Origin of the sequence: uncultured Aliiroseovarius sp., from assembly GCF_947497285.1 — a bacterium.
Taxonomy (GTDB): domain Bacteria; phylum Pseudomonadota; class Alphaproteobacteria; order Rhodobacterales; family Rhodobacteraceae; genus Aliiroseovarius.
Window position 1 is genome coordinate 174,832 of record NZ_CANMFT010000003.1, and the last position, 15,907, is coordinate 190,738.

The 15,907-nt window shown below is 59.4% G+C and carries 16 protein-coding genes; 7 read left to right on the forward strand and 9 right to left on the reverse strand.

Annotation, left to right across the window (positions count from 1 at the left end; genetic code table 11):
* Positions 1-87: 87 nt before the first annotated feature.
* A complete protein-coding gene (locus Q0864_RS06435) occupies positions 88-861 on the reverse strand; it encodes a 3'(2'),5'-bisphosphate nucleotidase CysQ (RefSeq protein WP_298566975.1) in 774 nt (257 codons plus the stop codon).
* A complete protein-coding gene (locus Q0864_RS06440; protein WP_298566976.1) occupies positions 854-2,200 on the reverse strand; it encodes a TldD/PmbA family protein in 1,347 nt (448 codons plus the stop codon). The genes Q0864_RS06435 and Q0864_RS06440 overlap by 8 nt, the downstream gene beginning before the upstream one ends.
* A 112-nt stretch (positions 2,201-2,312) precedes the next feature.
* On the opposite strand from Q0864_RS06440, the gene Q0864_RS06445 reads away from it, so the two are divergent.
* From Q0864_RS06445 to Q0864_RS06460, 4 genes are all read left to right on the forward strand, one after another.
* Positions 2,313-3,068, forward strand: a complete 756-nt coding sequence (locus Q0864_RS06445) for an SDR family oxidoreductase (protein WP_298566977.1) — start codon at positions 2,313-2,315, stop codon at positions 3,066-3,068.
* Positions 3,065-3,676, forward strand: coding sequence for an enoyl-CoA hydratase/isomerase family protein (locus Q0864_RS06450; RefSeq protein ID WP_298566978.1), 612 nt, complete (start codon positions 3,065-3,067; stop codon positions 3,674-3,676). The genes Q0864_RS06445 and Q0864_RS06450 overlap by 4 nt, the downstream gene beginning before the upstream one ends.
* A gap of 196 nt (positions 3,677-3,872) precedes the next feature.
* Positions 3,873-5,198 (forward strand): mechanosensitive ion channel domain-containing protein, encoded by a 1,326-nt coding sequence (locus tag Q0864_RS06455; protein ID WP_298566979.1) that lies wholly within the window; start codon positions 3,873-3,875, stop codon positions 5,196-5,198.
* Entirely contained in the window at positions 5,195-6,376 is a 1,182-nt protein-coding gene (locus Q0864_RS06460; protein WP_298566980.1) for a TIGR03862 family flavoprotein, read from the forward strand. Before Q0864_RS06455 ends, Q0864_RS06460 begins: the two co-directional genes overlap by 4 nt.
* On the opposite strand, the gene Q0864_RS06465 is transcribed toward Q0864_RS06460, so the two are convergent.
* The 5 genes from Q0864_RS06465 to Q0864_RS06485 all read right to left on the reverse strand — a co-directional run bounded on the left by Q0864_RS06465 (position 6,367) and on the right by Q0864_RS06485 (position 11,593).
* Positions 6,367-6,957 carry a glutathione S-transferase family protein gene (locus tag Q0864_RS06465; protein ID WP_298566981.1) on the reverse strand — a complete coding sequence of 197 codons (591 nt, stop codon included), beginning with the start codon at positions 6,955-6,957 and terminating at the stop codon, positions 6,367-6,369. The two genes, Q0864_RS06460 and Q0864_RS06465, sit on opposite strands and share 10 nt — an antisense overlap.
* The gene (holA, locus tag Q0864_RS06470) at positions 6,954-7,979 is read right to left on the reverse strand and encodes a DNA polymerase III subunit delta (protein WP_298566982.1); all 1,026 of its coding nucleotides are present in this window, start codon (positions 7,977-7,979) and stop codon (positions 6,954-6,956) included. The genes Q0864_RS06465 and holA overlap by 4 nt, the downstream gene beginning before the upstream one ends.
* On the reverse strand, positions 7,976-8,473 hold the full coding sequence (gene lptE / locus Q0864_RS06475; RefSeq protein WP_298566984.1) for an LPS assembly lipoprotein LptE: 498 nt from the start codon (positions 8,471-8,473) through the stop codon (positions 7,976-7,978). The genes holA and lptE overlap by 4 nt, the downstream gene beginning before the upstream one ends.
* Complete coding sequence (gene leuS / locus Q0864_RS06480) at positions 8,460-11,003, reverse strand: leucine--tRNA ligase (RefSeq protein ID WP_298566985.1); 2,544 nt, start codon at positions 11,001-11,003, stop codon at positions 8,460-8,462. The genes lptE and leuS overlap by 14 nt, the downstream gene beginning before the upstream one ends.
* Before the next feature lie 74 nt (positions 11,004-11,077).
* Complete coding sequence (locus tag Q0864_RS06485) at positions 11,078-11,593, reverse strand: DUF3576 domain-containing protein (RefSeq protein WP_298566986.1); 516 nt, start codon at positions 11,591-11,593, stop codon at positions 11,078-11,080.
* A gap of 296 nt (positions 11,594-11,889) precedes the next feature.
* Between Q0864_RS06485 and Q0864_RS06490 the strand changes: the two genes are divergently transcribed.
* Positions 11,890-12,726, forward strand: a complete 837-nt coding sequence (locus tag Q0864_RS06490; RefSeq protein WP_298566987.1) for a porin — start codon at positions 11,890-11,892, stop codon at positions 12,724-12,726.
* A gap of 96 nt (positions 12,727-12,822) precedes the next feature.
* Positions 12,823-13,476, forward strand: a complete 654-nt coding sequence (locus tag Q0864_RS06495) for a YggS family pyridoxal phosphate-dependent enzyme (RefSeq protein ID WP_298566988.1) — start codon at positions 12,823-12,825, stop codon at positions 13,474-13,476.
* On the opposite strand, the gene Q0864_RS06500 is transcribed toward Q0864_RS06495, so the two are convergent.
* On the reverse strand, positions 13,473-13,964 hold the full coding sequence (locus Q0864_RS06500) for a L,D-transpeptidase family protein (protein WP_298567574.1): 492 nt from the start codon (positions 13,962-13,964) through the stop codon (positions 13,473-13,475). The genes Q0864_RS06495 and Q0864_RS06500 overlap by 4 nt on opposite strands.
* Positions 13,965-13,981: 17 nt before the next feature.
* Entirely contained in the window at positions 13,982-15,061 is a 1,080-nt protein-coding gene (gene ribA, locus Q0864_RS06505) for a GTP cyclohydrolase II (RefSeq protein ID WP_298566990.1), read from the reverse strand.
* 154 nt (positions 15,062-15,215) lie between these two features.
* Between ribA and Q0864_RS06510 the strand changes: the two genes are divergently transcribed.
* A complete protein-coding gene (locus tag Q0864_RS06510) occupies positions 15,216-15,902 on the forward strand; it encodes a response regulator transcription factor (RefSeq protein ID WP_298566991.1) in 687 nt (228 codons plus the stop codon).
* Positions 15,903-15,907 lie beyond the last annotated feature (5 nt).

Consider the following 15,907-nt stretch of genomic DNA (forward strand, 5'->3'; position numbering starts at 1 on the left):
CCTAGCATGTCTGTTATTGCACACATGTTAGCGATAAAGTGAAGCTTGGCAATGCCCTCTTTTCACTGCGATGTTAGACTAACAGGCCTAGACCAAACGCCTGACCAAAGCATCATGAAGTTGCGGCGCGCCAGCCACCATGCCTGACAGCTGCGGTGTGGGGTTGTTGAAGCGCGCAGCCAGCCGTGATTTGTCAGAGACTTTGCCGCCGGCCTCTTCGACGATCAGGCTTCCGGCCGCAACATCCCATTCCCAGGTCGGGCGCAGGGTCAGCATGGCGTCATACCGCCCCTCGCCCACCAACGCCAACCGATAAGCCAGCGAACTGCGAAACTGCCGGTTCACGGGCGGTGCCTTTGCGTCAGTCCAAAACCAAGGCTCGAAATTGGCCTTCGTCGCAAGCACGGTCGCGTCAGTCACGTCAGATTGGGCGCTGACGGAAAGCGCCGTGTTGTTCAGGGTCGCCCCCTGTCCGCGCGCCGCGGCGTAAAGCTTGTCCAGCATGGGAAGATAGACAACGGCTGCCTCGACGATGCCATTGCGGGCGATGGCCAGAGAATGGGACCAGGTTCGTGACCCTTCGATGAAAGACCGGGTGCCGTCGATCGGGTCGACAATGAAGACTTGGTCTGCATCCAGCCGCGCCGCGGTGTCTTCGGTTTCCTCTGACAGCCAGCCATATCCGGGGCGCGCGCTGGTCAGACCTTCGCGCAGCATTCGGTCCACTGCCAGATCGGCTTCGGTCACGGGGCCTTGCCCCCCGGGCTTGTCCCAGCGCTGGGCGTCGCCGTGAAAATAGCCGGTTGCCAGCTTGCCAGCTTCGCGCGCGGCGTCGATCAGAAGGGAAAGGTCATCAGTCACCGGCCAACGTCATCCCGTCGATCAGCAGGCTTGGAACCATCCGGCTAAGATGGGTTTCGGCGTCATTGGCAGGAATGATGCGCCCCAGCATATCGCGAAGATTGCCCGCGATGGTGCATTCATTCACCGGATAGGCGATTTGCCCGTTTTCAACCCAGAACCCCGACGCACCGCGCGAATAGTCCCCGGTCGTGGGGTTGATTGTGGACCCAATCATCGACGTGACCAAAAGCCCCGTGCCCATCTGGGCAATCAGATCATCGCGGGTCATATTGCCCTGCGTTAGGGTCACATTTGAGATCGAAGGCGAGGGTGGAGACGATGTGCCCCGCGAGGCGCTTGCCGTGCTTCTCAAGCCCAGCTTATGTGCGGTGGCAAGATCCATCGTCCACCCAGTCAGCATGCCGTTGTCGATGATTTTGCGACGATAGGTTGCCAGCCCCTCGCCATCAAAAGGGCGTGTACCGGATATCCGGGGGCGATGCGGGTCCTCGATCAGGTCTATCCCGTCAGGCAAAACCTGTTCCCCCAAGGCGTCGCGCAGCCACGACGACCCTCGCGCAATCGACGCCCCGTTTACGGCGGCCAGAAGGTGTCCGACCAGCGACGAGGAAATGCGTTCATCAAACAAAACCGGATAAGCGCCAGTCGGGGGCTTGCGCGCGCCCGCACGTTCGACTGTGCGATTGCCGGCCTTGGTGCCGATCTCATGCGCGCTGGGCAGATCTGCCTGAAACGTCCGCATTTCACCTGCATAGTCGCGTTCCATCGCAGCGCCCTCGCCGGTAATTGCTACGACCGAAATGGCGCGGTTTGTGCGCCCATATCCCCCCGAAAAGCCATTGCTGGTGGTCAAATGAAACTGATGCCGCCCATAGCCTGCAGAACTGGTGGACACTTGTGTGACTCCCTTGACCGCCAAAGCTGCGGCTTCAGCTTCGGCTGCGTCGCGTTCCAGCATGGCGGGGTCGGGTTCATCTGCCGGGTCAACAAGCTCCAGCGCATCAAGATCCCAGCTGCGCGCCAGATCAGGCGCCTCTGCCAAACGAATATGGGGATCGTCTGGTGCCTCTTTCGCCATCGCCACCGCACGTTCAGCCATCGTTTCGATGGTCAGGGCCGAGGTGTCAGAGGCCGAAACGCAGGCTTGCCGCTGCCCCACCAAAACCCGCAACCCGATATCAATGCCCTCGGACCGTTCAGCATGTTCAAGCTTGCCATTCAACACGTCGATGGACAGCGATGTTCCATCGACGGCCAGCGCATCGGCCTGGTCGGCGCCAGCGTTGCGGGCGGCATCCAGCAGGTGTTGGGTCAGCCGTTCAAGCGTGTCGGTCATGATGGTCCTTTCTTGGTCTGTCCTTCAGGTAACGATCGACGGGCGTGGTCGCAAGGTGTCTCTGGCCTAACGACGCGCGCTGCGCTAGCACAGAAACAAGGGAGGAATGATGATGACTGACATGACCGGAAAAACAGTTCTGATCACCGGCGCAAGCCGCGGGATAGGAGAGGCTGCCGCGCATATCTTCGCCCAAGCTGGCGCGAATGTGGTGTTGACCGCGCGCGGAACTTCGCAAATCAACGCCATTGCACAAGCGATCGGGGACCGGGCGCTTGCGGTGCCCTGTGATGTCTCGCGCTGGGAAGATGTGAAAGCCGCTGTCGACGCTGCGGTGAAACGCTTCGGAACCGTTGATGTGTTGATCAATAACGCCGGAATTATCGACCCAATTGGGCCGATAATAGACTCTAATCCGGCCGAATGGGGTCACGTGATCGACGTGAACCTGAAAGGCGTTTACTACGGCATTCGTGCCGTGATGCCGATTATGGCCGCCCAGAAAAGCGGCTCGGTCCTGACCATCAGCTCAGGCGCGGCACATACCGCGCTGGAGGGTTGGGCGCACTACTGTGTTTCAAAGGCTGGCGTTCACATGATGACCAAGGCGCTGCACAAAGAAGGTGCGGGCAAAGGTATTCGCGCCATGGGCCTGTCGCCCGGAACAGTGGCCACGCAGATGCAGCGCGAGATCAAGTCATCCGGCATCAACGCCGTCGCGCAACTGAAATGGTCCGACCATATCCCTCCGGAATGGCCCGCGCGCGCACTTTTGTGGATGTGCAGTGATGATGCAGACGAATTTCTGGGCGAAGAGATTTCGCTGCGGGAAGAAGACATTCGTGACCGCGCAAAGGTTCGCGGATGATCGACGTCACAAAAGAGGGCGGCGTCTGGACGGTTACAATCAACCGCCCTGACAAAGCAAATTCGTTGACCAAAACGATGCTTGAAGAGCTTGACCAGATTGCTCAAGATGCAGCAGGTGATGCGCGCGTTCTGTTGTTAACGGGCGCAGGCAAGGTGTTTTCAGCTGGCGCAGATCTGGACGAGGCGCGCGCAGGTTTGGCCACTGACGACGTATGGGAACGGCTGTCCGGCGCGATTGCCGCAGCGCCTTGCCTGACCATTGCCGCCCTGAACGGAACGCTGGCTGGGGGCGCTTTCGGCATGGCCTTGGCGTGCGATTTGCGTATCGCCGTGCCAGAAGCGAAATTTTTCTATCCGGTGATGAAGCTGGGGTTCTTGCCGCAACCATCTGATCCGGCGCGAATGGAGGCTTTGATCGGTCCGGCGCGCACCAAGATGATCCTTATGGCAGGACAAAAAGTATCGGCTGACGAAGCGGTGCAGTGGGGCCTGATTGATCGCGTCGTGCCGGCAGATGACCTAATGCGAGCGGCCTTGGAGCTGGCTGAACATGCGCGCGGGCAAACCGCCCAGCATGTCGCCCGGATGAAAGCGATGATGGGGTGATTGTGGCTCTATCCAACCCCAATTGCGCCATTTGTTGCGTGACTCTTTTAGATGAACCTCGTCGGCTATGACACCATTCCATAGCGCCGCTTTTCACCCAAAGTCGCGCCAAAAGCACAGAATCCTTGCCCTTTGAGGTCAAACCGCTATCCATGCGGAACAGTTTCACAAGGACTCTTTCTGTAAGGGGATGGACATGGAAAGCCGCCCGGAAATTCTGGATCAGGCGTTGGCCTATCTGACTCAGGCGTGGGAGATCGCGGAAGGGTGGCTGCTGTCTCCGGCGGCGTGGTCGCAATTCGCGGTGCTGGTGGTGGCCTATCTTGCTGCGCGGGTGGTGAACAGCAAGCTCGCGCCCTTTCTGACCAAGGTTCTGACGCCCGCGGAGGAGCGCACGAACCTGATTGCCAAGGCTCGACTTTTCACTCTGATTTTCTTGCCGCTGACGATGCCGTTGCTGGCGTGGGCCTTCACCGCGCTGGGCGAACAGGTGACCCGATCGGTCTTTGGCTCCGGAGCGGTGATTGCGTTTGGGAAACGGGTCTTTCTGTTCCTTGCGGTGCGCGCTTTCGCGCGTCAAATCCTCAAGGATCCGTTCCTGAAGCTGATTGGCAAGTATGTTCTGGTGCCGGTGGCCGCACTTTATGCTGTCGGATTTTTGGGCCCGGTGGCGACTAAGCTGGACGAAACGATCGTGCCGCTGGGCAATATGAGCTTCTCGCTGCTGTTCGCGATCCGCTTTGCAGTAATCAGCGGCCTTATCTATTGGTTTGGCAGATGGTCGAACGATCAAACCGTGCAGGCGATCAAGCAGCAGAAAGAAATGCGCCCCGCCACGCGCGAATTGGCGGCCAAAGCGGCCGAGATCGGAATTTTTGGCGCCGCTTTTCTGATCTTGATGAACATCATGGGCATCAACCTGACCTCGTTGGCGGTTCTGGGTGGTGCGATCGGTGTCGGTCTTGGCTTCGGTTTGCAGCAGATCGCCTCGAACTTCATTTCGGGCGTCATCTTGCTTTTGGAAGGGCAAGCGACGGTTGGCGACTATGTTGAACTTGATGGCGGAGAAGCAGGCACCATCGTCAAAATGACCGCTCGCGCCGCCATATTAGAGACGTTTGACGGCCGTTGGATCGTGGTTCCCAATGAACATTTTATCACCACCCGGGTGGTGAACTATTCGGACGCAGGCAGCGCAAACCGGTATGAGGCACCCTTTTCCGTTAGCTATGATACCGACATTGAAGCTCTTTCCGAGATCATCGAAACCGAAGTTGCGAAGCTTGATTTCGTGCTGACTGACAGCGACGAACATATGCCCGACTGCGAGCTGCGCGCCTTTGGCGACAGCGGCATCGATTTCGCCTTGGAGTTCTGGGTCAACGGTATTGACGATGGTCGCAACAAATTCACACCACGTGTGATGATGCAGATCTGGAAGACGCTGAAGGCCAACAACATCGAAATCCCATATCCGCATCGTGTGGTCGAAATGAAGACCCCGGACAAAGCGCTTTCGTGAAACGTGCGCTCGTCATCGGTGCGGGCCCTGCTGGGCTGATGGCGGCATCCCAATTGTCCGAAGCAGGCCTGTTGGTCACAATCGCCGACGCCAAGCCATCGCCAGCGCGCAAGTTTCTGATGGCGGGTAAATCCGGCCTGAACCTGACCAAGGACGAACCGCTTGAGGATTTTCTGGGCCATATCCATGGACCGGAAAGCTTGCGTCGGATCGTCGCTGCATTTGGCCCCGAGCATGTTCAGCGATGGGCGCAGAGCTTGGGACAGTCGGTGTTCACTGGCAGTTCGGGCCGGGTGTTCCCGAAAGCGATGAAGGCGTCACCGCTGTTGCGCGCGTGGCTGGCGCAATTGCAAGCGCGCGGCGTCACCCTGAACCGAGGCTGGCGCTGGGTTGGACTGGACGGTGGTTCGGTTGAGTTTCAGACCCCATCTGGCAGGCAGATCCTGACCCCCGACGTGACGGTGCTGGCATTGGGCGGGGCAAGCTGGTCGCGATTGGGGTCAGATGGAAAATGGGTCTCTATCCTTGCGCAAAAGGGTGTCTATTGCACGCCGTTTGCGCCCTCGAATGCGGGTCTGCGCGTTGCTTGGTCGCCGCATATGGAGCGGCACTTCGGCGCGCCCATAAAGCCCGCGCGTTTGACCGCCGGTGATCGCACAGTGCTTGGTGAGTTCGTGATCTCGTCGCGTGGGCTGGAAGGCAGTGCGATCTATGCAATCAGCCGTGCGGTGCGTCAGGGAGCGGCGTTGACGGTTGATCTGGTTCCTGGGCGTGAGTTGGCGGATGTTGCCGCGCGGTTGGCTAAGCCCCAAGGCAAGACAAGCTTGTCGAACCATCTGCGAAAGACGCTCAAGCTTGATCCCGCGCGCATTGCGCTGCTTCAGGAGTTTTCGCGCCCCCTCCCAAGCGATCCGCAGGCACTTGCGCGCTTGGTCAAAACGCTGCCGATCCGCCACAAAGGCCTGCGCCCAATAGATGAAGCGATTTCGACTGCGGGCGGGCTGTCCTTTGATGCGCTGGATGATGGGCTGATGATCCGTGCCCTTCCCGGCGTCTTCGCTTGCGGCGAGATGCTGGATTGGGACGCCCCAACGGGCGGCTATCTGTTGACCACCTGCTTTGCAACCGGTCACCACGCCGGGCACGCGGCGGCAAACTGGGTGCGCAATCAGGCCTGAGAGGCGCGTTGATACGCCCCACGGCTTCGCAGAGGTTTGGCGTAAGCACGGAAATCGGTGTTCTCCAGTGGGAAACCCGCCGCAATCGCCCATGTTCCGCAATGCACCGCTAGAATGTCCGGCACGGTCATTTTTTCACCCATCAGGAAGGGCGCATCCCCTTTGCGTCGCATCAGCTCGTCAATCGACTGGGAAAACTCCCATTTCAGGCTCTGTTTCACCTCGGGAACACGTTTTTCCTTGGGCAGGACAAAGGTGTGCCGTGCGGCCGTCCACAACGTTGCGTCCAGCTCATCAAGGATGAACTGGGTAAATCCATCCTGCCGTGCTCGTTCGATCGTCCCTGCAGGGTGTGTCATGTCGCCATGTTTGTCAGCCAGATACTGGATGATCGCGGTGCTGTCCGTCAGAACCGCCGTGCCATCCAAAAGCACCGGCACCTTGCCAGCCGGGTTGAACGCCATGAGTGCGTCAGAGCGTGGAGGGTGCGTCATCCGCGCATAGCTTTGGCCAAGCTCCTCTAGCATCCAGAGGACCCGGAAGGTGCGGGTCACGGTTGGTCCGATAACGGTATAGTTCATGCTCGGCTACCTAACATTGCCAGCCGGATCAACATGCGTTCCGTCAACGCCATCACCGGGGCCTTTTGCGCAGAGCGCAAGGTAAGGTCTGTTTCGACCAGAATTTCCAATGCTTGTTCAAGCCGCCTTAGGCCCCATTGCTGGGCCTGTCGCACCATGCGGTCGCGATTCTTGAAGTGAACCGGCGGGCGCAGACGGTTGATACCTTGGCCGGGGCCGCCCGGATCGGCGCAGGCTGCATGTAAAAGCCGGAAATGTCGGGTCGCATTGATGCAAATCCAGACCGGGTCGCTGCCTTGGCCCTGCAATCGGGTCAAAAGAGGGCCGATTTCGCCCGATCGGCCTTCGGCAACCGTGTGCAGAAGGTCGTCCATTTCGGCTTCGACGGAAGCCGGCGCGACGGCCAACACGTCATCCGTGGTCACCGGGCTTGCGTCGGAAAGCTTGTAGAGCCCCAGCTTTTCTACGGTTTGCCGGAAATCACCTGGGTCCAACACACGTGACAGGCCGACCAGCTCATTCATCGCTTCGGGGCCAATCTGGCCGACGCCGGCGCGCTTTAGATCTGCCTCGATTTCGTCGCGCGACGGGGGGTCATCATAGATGCCAACTGCAAACGCGTTGGGATGACCTTCAAAGAGCTTGCGCAACTTGCCGCGCGGCTTCAGGTTGCCCGCCGTTACCACGACCTGCGCGTCCCCGTCTTTCCAGCCGTCCAGCGCGGACAGGATCACATCGGCGATGGTTTCAGTGGCATCCTCGACAAAGGCAACGCGCGGGCCGGGGAAAAACCCCTGCGCCTTGATCGCATCGGTCAGAAGCGCCGGATCTTTCCGCAATTCACCGGCGGAAATGCGGGTCAGACGCATTTCTTCGTCGCCCTGAGGACCAATTAGGTTTTTGATCAGCTCTTGCCGTTTCAGCGCAACGCGCATCGCGTCGCCGCCAAAGATCAAAACGCCAGTGCGCCCGGTGTCAGGCTTGGCGAAATACCGAGAGGCATCGCGTGGCGCGAGCTTCATTCGTCCCAGCCCGAGTAGGTCGCCGCGAACCGCGTAACCATCAGGTCGGCCAGCGAGACCATCAGGCGCCGATAGGCGTCGCGTTCCACCGAAGCGGTCGAAACCGTCGAGCCCTCGGTCGAATAGGACGCGAAGTTTGACACGCTGCCTTGCTGCACGACTTCACCGGTCGCAATCGCAGTCACGGCGAATTCGATTGCGCCAAGCACCTGCGTGCGCGTGATCTCCTGACGCGGCGTGACGCCCACACCTTCGGCGCGTGTGGTGATCGTATAGTCCAGCTTGTAGGGCGCAGCGAGATTGCGGCCCAACCGCTCTTCCAGCCGTTTTACCAGTTCATAGCTGTTGGCGTCGGACGGCGCGGCGATGGTTACGGCCCCGCGCAACCCGTCAGCCGACCCACCCGGCGCATAGACCGGGGTAAATCCGCAAGCGGATAGCGCCGCCGTGGCGACCAATGAGGTCAGGAAAAACCGGCGATCAGACAACGACATTCACAATGCGCCCCGGAACCACGATGACTTTCTTGGGCGACTTGCCATCAAGCGCCCTGATCACAGCATCCTCGGCCAGCGCCAGTTTTTCAACCTCGGCCTTGTCCATATCCTTCGGCACGCTGATTTCTGCGCGCCGTTTGCCGTTGATCTGGATGGGCAGGGTGACTGTGTCGTCGACCAGCATCGCCTCGTCCGCTTTGGGCCATGGGGCTTGGGCCGCCAGCCCTTCTCCACCCAGCATTTGCCAGATTTCTTCCGACAGGTGCGGGGTCATCGGGCTCATCAACTGGGCCAGTGCTTGCATCGCTTGTTTCTGGGCCTTGCCGCCAGCTTTCGACTTCGCGATGGCGTTCTGAAAGGCGTAAAGCTTGGCGATGGCGGCGTTAAAGCCGAAGCTTTCAATGCCCATCGTCACATCATGGATCGCCTTGTGCATGGCGCGCAGAAGGTCGGTGTCATCGCCGTCTGCATCGTCCATTTCCGCGATCTTGGTGGCGGTGGCGTGGACGCGGGCCAAGTGCTTGGCTGCGGCTTCCGCACCCGACGCGGTCCATTCCACGTCGCGTTCGGGCGGCGAATCGCTCAGCACGAACCAGCGGGCGGTATCGGCGCCGAAGGATGAGATGATGTTCGCCGGATCGACCACATTTTTCTTGGATTTCGACATTTTGGCGGATGGGATGACCTCGACCTCGGTCCCGCAGGCCCCAAGGCGCGCACCGCTTTCGGTCCACTCGATGTCTTCGGGCAAGTGATACACGGGCCGGTCGTTTTCATCGCGTGTGACATAGATTTCATGCGTCACCATGCCCTGCGTGAACAGCGCATTGAACGGCTCGATCGCCTTGTCAGGCAGATGGCCGCAGATGTTCATCGCGCGGGCGAAGAAGCGGGAATAGAGCAGGTGCAGGATCGCGTGTTCGATGCCGCCGATATACTGGTCGACATTCATCCAATAAGACGCGTCGTCCATATCAGTGGGCGTGGCCGCGTTGGGGGACGTGAAGCGCGCGAAATACCAGGACGAATCGACAAACGTGTCCATCGTGTCGGTTTCGCGCTGGGCAGGCTTGCCGCAGGACGGACATTTGCAGTTGCGCCATGTCGGGTGACGGTCCAGTGGGTTGCCGGGCACGTCAAACGTGACGTCCTCGGGCAGTTTAACCGGCAAATTCTCTTTCTTTTCAGGCACAACGCCGCAGTCGGGGCAATGAACGACGGGAATCGGGCAGCCCCAATAGCGCTGGCGGGATAGGCCCCAGTCGCGCAGGCGGAACTTCTCGACGCCTTTGCCCCAGCCAGCCTTTTCGGCAAACGCAATGGTGGCCTCTATCGCCTCGTCGCCCGTGGCCTCGTCCAAATCAGCGAAGTGGTTGATCCATTTCACTTTTTCGGTTTTTGGCGGCACGAAGGCGTCATTCTTGACGGGTTGCGGATCGTCCAGCGACAGGAATGTGTCGATCACCGGCAGATCATACTTGCGGCAGAAATCGAGGTCGCGCTGGTCATGGGCCGGGCAGGCGAAGATCGCGCCGGTGCCGTAATCCATCAGGATGAAGTTGGCGATCCAGACCGGCAGTTCCCAATTCGGGTCCAGCGGATGTTTCACGCGGATGCCGGTGTCGTAACCCAGCTTCTCGGCAGTTTCGATGGCCTCTTCCGTGGTGCCGCCCTTGCGCATATCGGCAAGTTTGGCGGCAATCTCGGGGTTTTCGGCTTCCAGTGCTTTGGAAATTGGGTGGTCGGGCGAGATACCGATGAAGGACGCGCCCATCAGCGTGTCGGGGCGGGTCGTATAGACCTCAATCTCGCCGCCATCCACACGTTCAAAGCTGAATTGCAGACCTTGCGAGCGGCCAATCCAGTTGGCCTGCATGGTGCGCACCTTCTCGGGCCAGTTGTCCAGCCCGTCCAGCGCCTCCAACAATTCGGCGGAATAATCCGAGATCTTGAAGAACCATTGCGTCAGATCGCGACGCTCCACCGGGGCACCGGATCGCCAACCGCAGCCGTCGATCACCTGTTCATTGGCCAGAACGGTCATATCGACCGGATCCCAGTTCACCGTGGCGTTCTTGCGGTAAACCAGCCCGCGCTCCATGAAATCAATGAACATGGATTGCTGCTGGCCGTAATATTCCGGGTCGCAGGTGGCGAATTCGCGCGACCAGTCGATGGACAGGCCCAAAGGCTTCATCTGACCCTTCATGGTCTTGATGTTGTCATAGGTCCACGTGCCGGGGTGGCCACCCTGCGCCATTGCCGCGTTTTCAGCCGGCATCCCGAACGCATCCCATCCCATCGGGTGCAACACACTGTAACCACAGGAAGATTTGTAGCGCGCGATCACGTCGCCCATGGTGTAGTTGCGCACGTGCCCCATATGGATGCGGCCCGATGGGTAGGGAAACATCTCAAGCACATAATACTTGGGGCGGGTTTCATCTCGCTTGGCGGTGAAAATCCCGGCCGTGTCCCAGGCTTCTTGCCATTTCGGTTCGATATCGGCGGCGGTGTATCGCGACATGGGGTCGTGTCCTTGATGTAGAAACGCCGGGCGTGTGGCCCGGCGCTTGTCTTATTCCTATGGTCGATCCGGGTCTAGAGGTTGCCGTCACGAATCCGCAGCTGGCGCGCGCGGGTCAGGATCGCATCTTCGACCTTGCGCACCGCTTCGGCACTGGCCGGACCGGAGCTTGTATAAAGCGCAACTGACAGCGACCGGGCGTCCAACGCGGGGTCGCGCACATAAACGGTGGCTTTATGGGCGGTGCCGCCACCGGGCGGACGACCAAAGCCAAAGACGATGATACCCGAGAAAGGATCAGCCGCCTGAACCGGCATGAAGCTCAATACATCCAACGAAGCGTTCCAGATATAGCGGTTCACCTCGACCGTGGTATTGGGGTCGTCCACGTTCTTGAACAGATCCCAGATGGTTTCACGCGGCTCTTCTGCTTGAGGGGTATGGCGAATCGCCTGACCCTGCTGCTGGTTGTTTCCAGAACCACCAAAGATATTGCCGGACCCGGCAGATCCGCTACCGCCACCGCAGGCAGACAGCCCGAGAATGCCAACCAATGAAATCCCGAATGCGACAGACTTGACGATGCGCATAAAACAGCCCCGTTTCCTCAATTTCCTCTTGTTAGTATATAAGGGCCATGAGGCGAGCAAGCGTTTTCCCAAAAGCGGCCCGTGCACGCCAAACCGCTGGAAAAGACGGGTATTCCTGTGATCGGGATGATGAGCTTGGCGAAACTGTGGCATAGAAGCACCAATTCCGGCCGCAATCCGAATTCTGGTTTAGCATTTCTTGCAAACCTCGGCGGAAAGGTAGATTGAACCATCATACTCAATTCGGATTTCCCTGAATTGAGGTGCACTCTTGAAAACACATGAGGGAAAACGAAATGAAAAAGATTCTCTTCGCTTCGACCGCCCTGGTTGCTTCGGCTGGCTTTGCTGCCGCTGAAATCAGCTTCTCGGGCGAAGCCGGTATGGGCTTCATCTACGACGACGTTTCTGGCGACTGGTCGCCCGACTACTACACCACTCTGTCGGTTTCGATGACTGGTGAAACTGATGGCGGCTTGGGCTTCGGCGCAGACTTCGACATCACGACCGCAAATGGCGCTAGCCTGGTCGACCAAACCACTGTTTATATCGAAGGCGGCTTCGGCAAGTTCTCGGTTGGTAACGTTGGTTCGGCTGTTGACGAAAAACTGGGTCTGTCGGACATCGGTTACTCGGGCCTCGGCACCGACAACGTTGCAGAAGCTCTGGTTGACGCTGCCGACATGGGCAACGTGATGTATGATGGCACCTTCGGTGACTTCGGTGTTGCAATGTCGTACGACATGCAAGGCATGGAGAACTTCTCGATCGCCGCCACCTACAACATGGGCGACTACAACTTCGGCATCGGTTATGATGACTGGGGCAACATCGCTGCTGGCAGCGCATTCCACGTGAAAGCTGGCGCTAATATCGCTGACTTCTCGCTGAACGCTCTGTATTCGCGCGCCGACGATGCTGACATCACTTCCTACGGTATCACTGCTGGCTACACCATGGGTGCAGTTGGTGTGACCGCCGCTTACTCGGAAGTCGACGTTGCTGGTGTTTCGGCTGACGCATACGGCATTGGTGTTAAATACGACCTGGGTGGCGGTGCTTCCGTCAACGCTGGCGTCGGTGAAGTTGGCGGCGTGACCGTTGCTGACCTCGGCATCATCATGGTATTCTAATTCTAACGGATTAGTTACTTAGGGAAGAGCGGGCCTTGTGCCCGCTCTTTTCTTTTGGGACACCTGTATCTGAACCATCAGACAACCGGGGTGCCCATGCCGCTTTCAGATATCCAGGATCGTATCGCCAAGGAAGAAACCCGCACAGGTCGTGCGCCGGGATCGACCAAGCTGATTGCAGTTTCCAAAGTTCAGCCGCTGGAACGGATCGTTTCAGTGCTTGAAGAAGGCCACCGCGTTTTCGGAGAGAACAAGGTGCAAGAAGCCGCTGGCAAATGGCCGGACCTGAAAGCGCGTTTCGACGGGGTCGAGCTGCATTTGATCGGCCCGCTGCAATCCAACAAGACCCGTCAGGCGATGGGCTTGTTCGACGTGATCCATTCGGTTGACCGCCCCAAGCTGGCCCGCGCCATCGCCCGCATCGCCGAAGAAGAAGGGCATTGCCCGAAACTGTTCATTCAGGTGAACACCGGCGAGGAGCCTCAGAAGGCCGGGATCATGCCCGACGATCTGGACGCTTTTGTCGCCGAATGCCGCGACTTGGGTCTGCCCGTCGTCGGTCTGATGTGTATCCCGCCCGTTGAGGAAGAACCCAGCCTGCATTTCGCACTGCTGGCCAAGATGGCCAAGCGCAACGGGCTCACGCAGCTTTCCATGGGGATGAGCAGCGATTTCGAAAGCGCGATTGCGCAAGGTGCGACGCATGTCCGGGTAGGGTCTGCGATTTTTGGCGAGCGGGACTACGGCTAGCGCACGATTATCCGGCTGCGTGGTGTCCAGCGCGCGACGATCCAGCGCAGATCGTCGGGTGCAAAGGCAAGACACCCGGCGGTTGGGTGGCGCGGTTTGCGCCATTGGTGAATGAAGATGGCAGACCCCTTGCCGGGCTCCGCGACGGGCCAGTTCCAGTCACTTATCAGCACAAGATCATAAAGACGCGGGGACATGCGCAGGGCTTCGTGGCTGAACGGGTAATCCTTTGCCGTGACCCAATGATTATAGGCCGGGTCGTTTGGATCATCCGACCAGATGTCGCGCGGCCCAATGGGGCGCACCGGAATTGAGCCGGTCTGTGGGGGTGTCGTCCGGTCCCCCCGGAAGCCACCACCAACCATCCGCCAGACCCCGCGTGGCGTGGCCAAATCGCCTTCGCGCTTGTCGTTGGTCATGCCACCGCGCCCGATTGCGACGGGAAAGCGTCGCCCCATGAACCGCGCGCCCCAACGTGTGACAACCATGTCGCCGCGACGGGGGATCACAGAAGATGCCCCGATTTGGCCGCCTTGGTCGCCAGATAATCCGCGTTGTGTGTGCCTTTGCCCACTTTCAGCGGCACGCGTTCGGCGACGTGGATGCCAGCACCCTCCATCATCGCGACCTTGCGCGGGTTATTTGTCATCAGGCGCACGGATGAGAACCCCAGAGACTTGAGGATTTCGGACCCAATGCGGAAATCGCGCTCATCATCCTCAAAGCCCAAGCGGTGGTTCGCCTCGACCGTGTCAAACCCTTGGTCTTGCAGGGAATAAGCGCGCATCTTGTTGGCAAGCCCGATGCCGCGCCCCTCTTGGTTGAGGTAAAGAAGAATGCCGCGCCCTTCCTCTCCCATCCGGGCCAGCGCGGTGTGCAGTTGCGGGCCGCAGTCGCATTTCAGGCTGCCCAGCACGTCGCCGGTGAAACACGCCGAGTGCAGGCGCGCCAGAACCGGTTCGTCGCGGGACGGGCGCCCGATTTCAACCGCGTAATGTTCTTCGCTGCCATCGTTTGGGCGGAAGATGTGCAGGCGACCGGCGTCGCTGACGGACAGGGGCAGGCGGGCGTGGATGACGGAAGACAGGGACAGATCGTCCACGATGGCGTCGTCCAGCGATATGGTCGTCAGGTTGTCCTGAGACGCGATTTCCGGTGCGTTAGAGACGTCTATAACCAACGTCGCCGGCAACAGACGGGCGGTTTTGCACAGGGTGATCGACAGCGCCTCTAGCGTATCATCCCCGCCGCGAACGGTTCGAAACGGCCCTTTCATCGGGTGGGTCAGGTCATCGGCCGGGTCTGCGACGGTCGCGATCCAGTCGCAACCCGCGTCCCGAGGCAGCTCGATCCGGGCAACCTGATCGGAATAGGCGCGCGCCTTCAAGGTGTCCGCCCGGCGAGGCGTGATGGCCAGCACAGGCGCACCAAGGGCCCGCATGTCCGCCAACCGTCCCGACGATAGCGTTTCAGCCGCCGCCACCAGCACCGTGCGCCCCCCACGGGTCAGCACCACCGGCACCCCCATGCGCAGATCCGCACGGGCGCGGGCTAAAAGCTCGGTCTGATTGGGGGCAAGCGTCATGGTGGTCCTTTCAGCCCCATAGTTAGTGGGAACTGTCACGATATGAAACATTTACCGGCGAATTGACACGAGGCCGTGAGGCGTATGTTGCAAATCTTGCCAATCGCGCGAGCGGGCAACATGTCTAGTCAAAGCACGACAGAGGAGCCCGGATATGTCCACGCTGAAAAAGATACTGTTGGTTGATGATGACGAAGACCTGCGCGACGCGCTGGCCGAACAGCTTTTGATGACCGAGGACTTCGATGTGTTCGAAGCCGGAAACGGTGCCGAGGCGATCACCAAATCGAAAGAGGCGATCTATGACCTTGTGATCCTTGACGTGGGCCTGCCCGACACGGATGGGCGCGAGCTGTGCCGCGTGATGCGTAAGCAGGGCGTGAAATGCCCCATTGTGATGCTGACCGGCCATGACACCGACTCCGACACCATTTTGGGTCTGGATGCGGGGGCGAATGACTATGTCTCCAAACCCTTCAAATTCCCGGTGCTTCTGGCCCGCATTCGCGCCCAGCTGCGCCAGCATGAGCAGAGCGAAGACGCCATCTTCCAGCTTGGGCCGTATACGTTCAAACCGTCGATGAAGATGCTGATCACCGAGGATGACCGCAAGGTTCGCCTGACCGAGAAAGAGACCAATATCCTCAAGTTCCTATACCGCTCAAACGACGGCGTGGTGGCGCGCGATGTGCTGCTGCACGAGGTCTGGGGCTATAACGCAGGCGTCACAACCCACACGTTAGAGACACATATCTATCGCCTGCGCCAAAAGATCGAGCCCGATCCCTCAAACGCGCGGCTGTTGGTGACGGAGAGCGGCGGGTATCGCCTGAACGCTTAGAATTC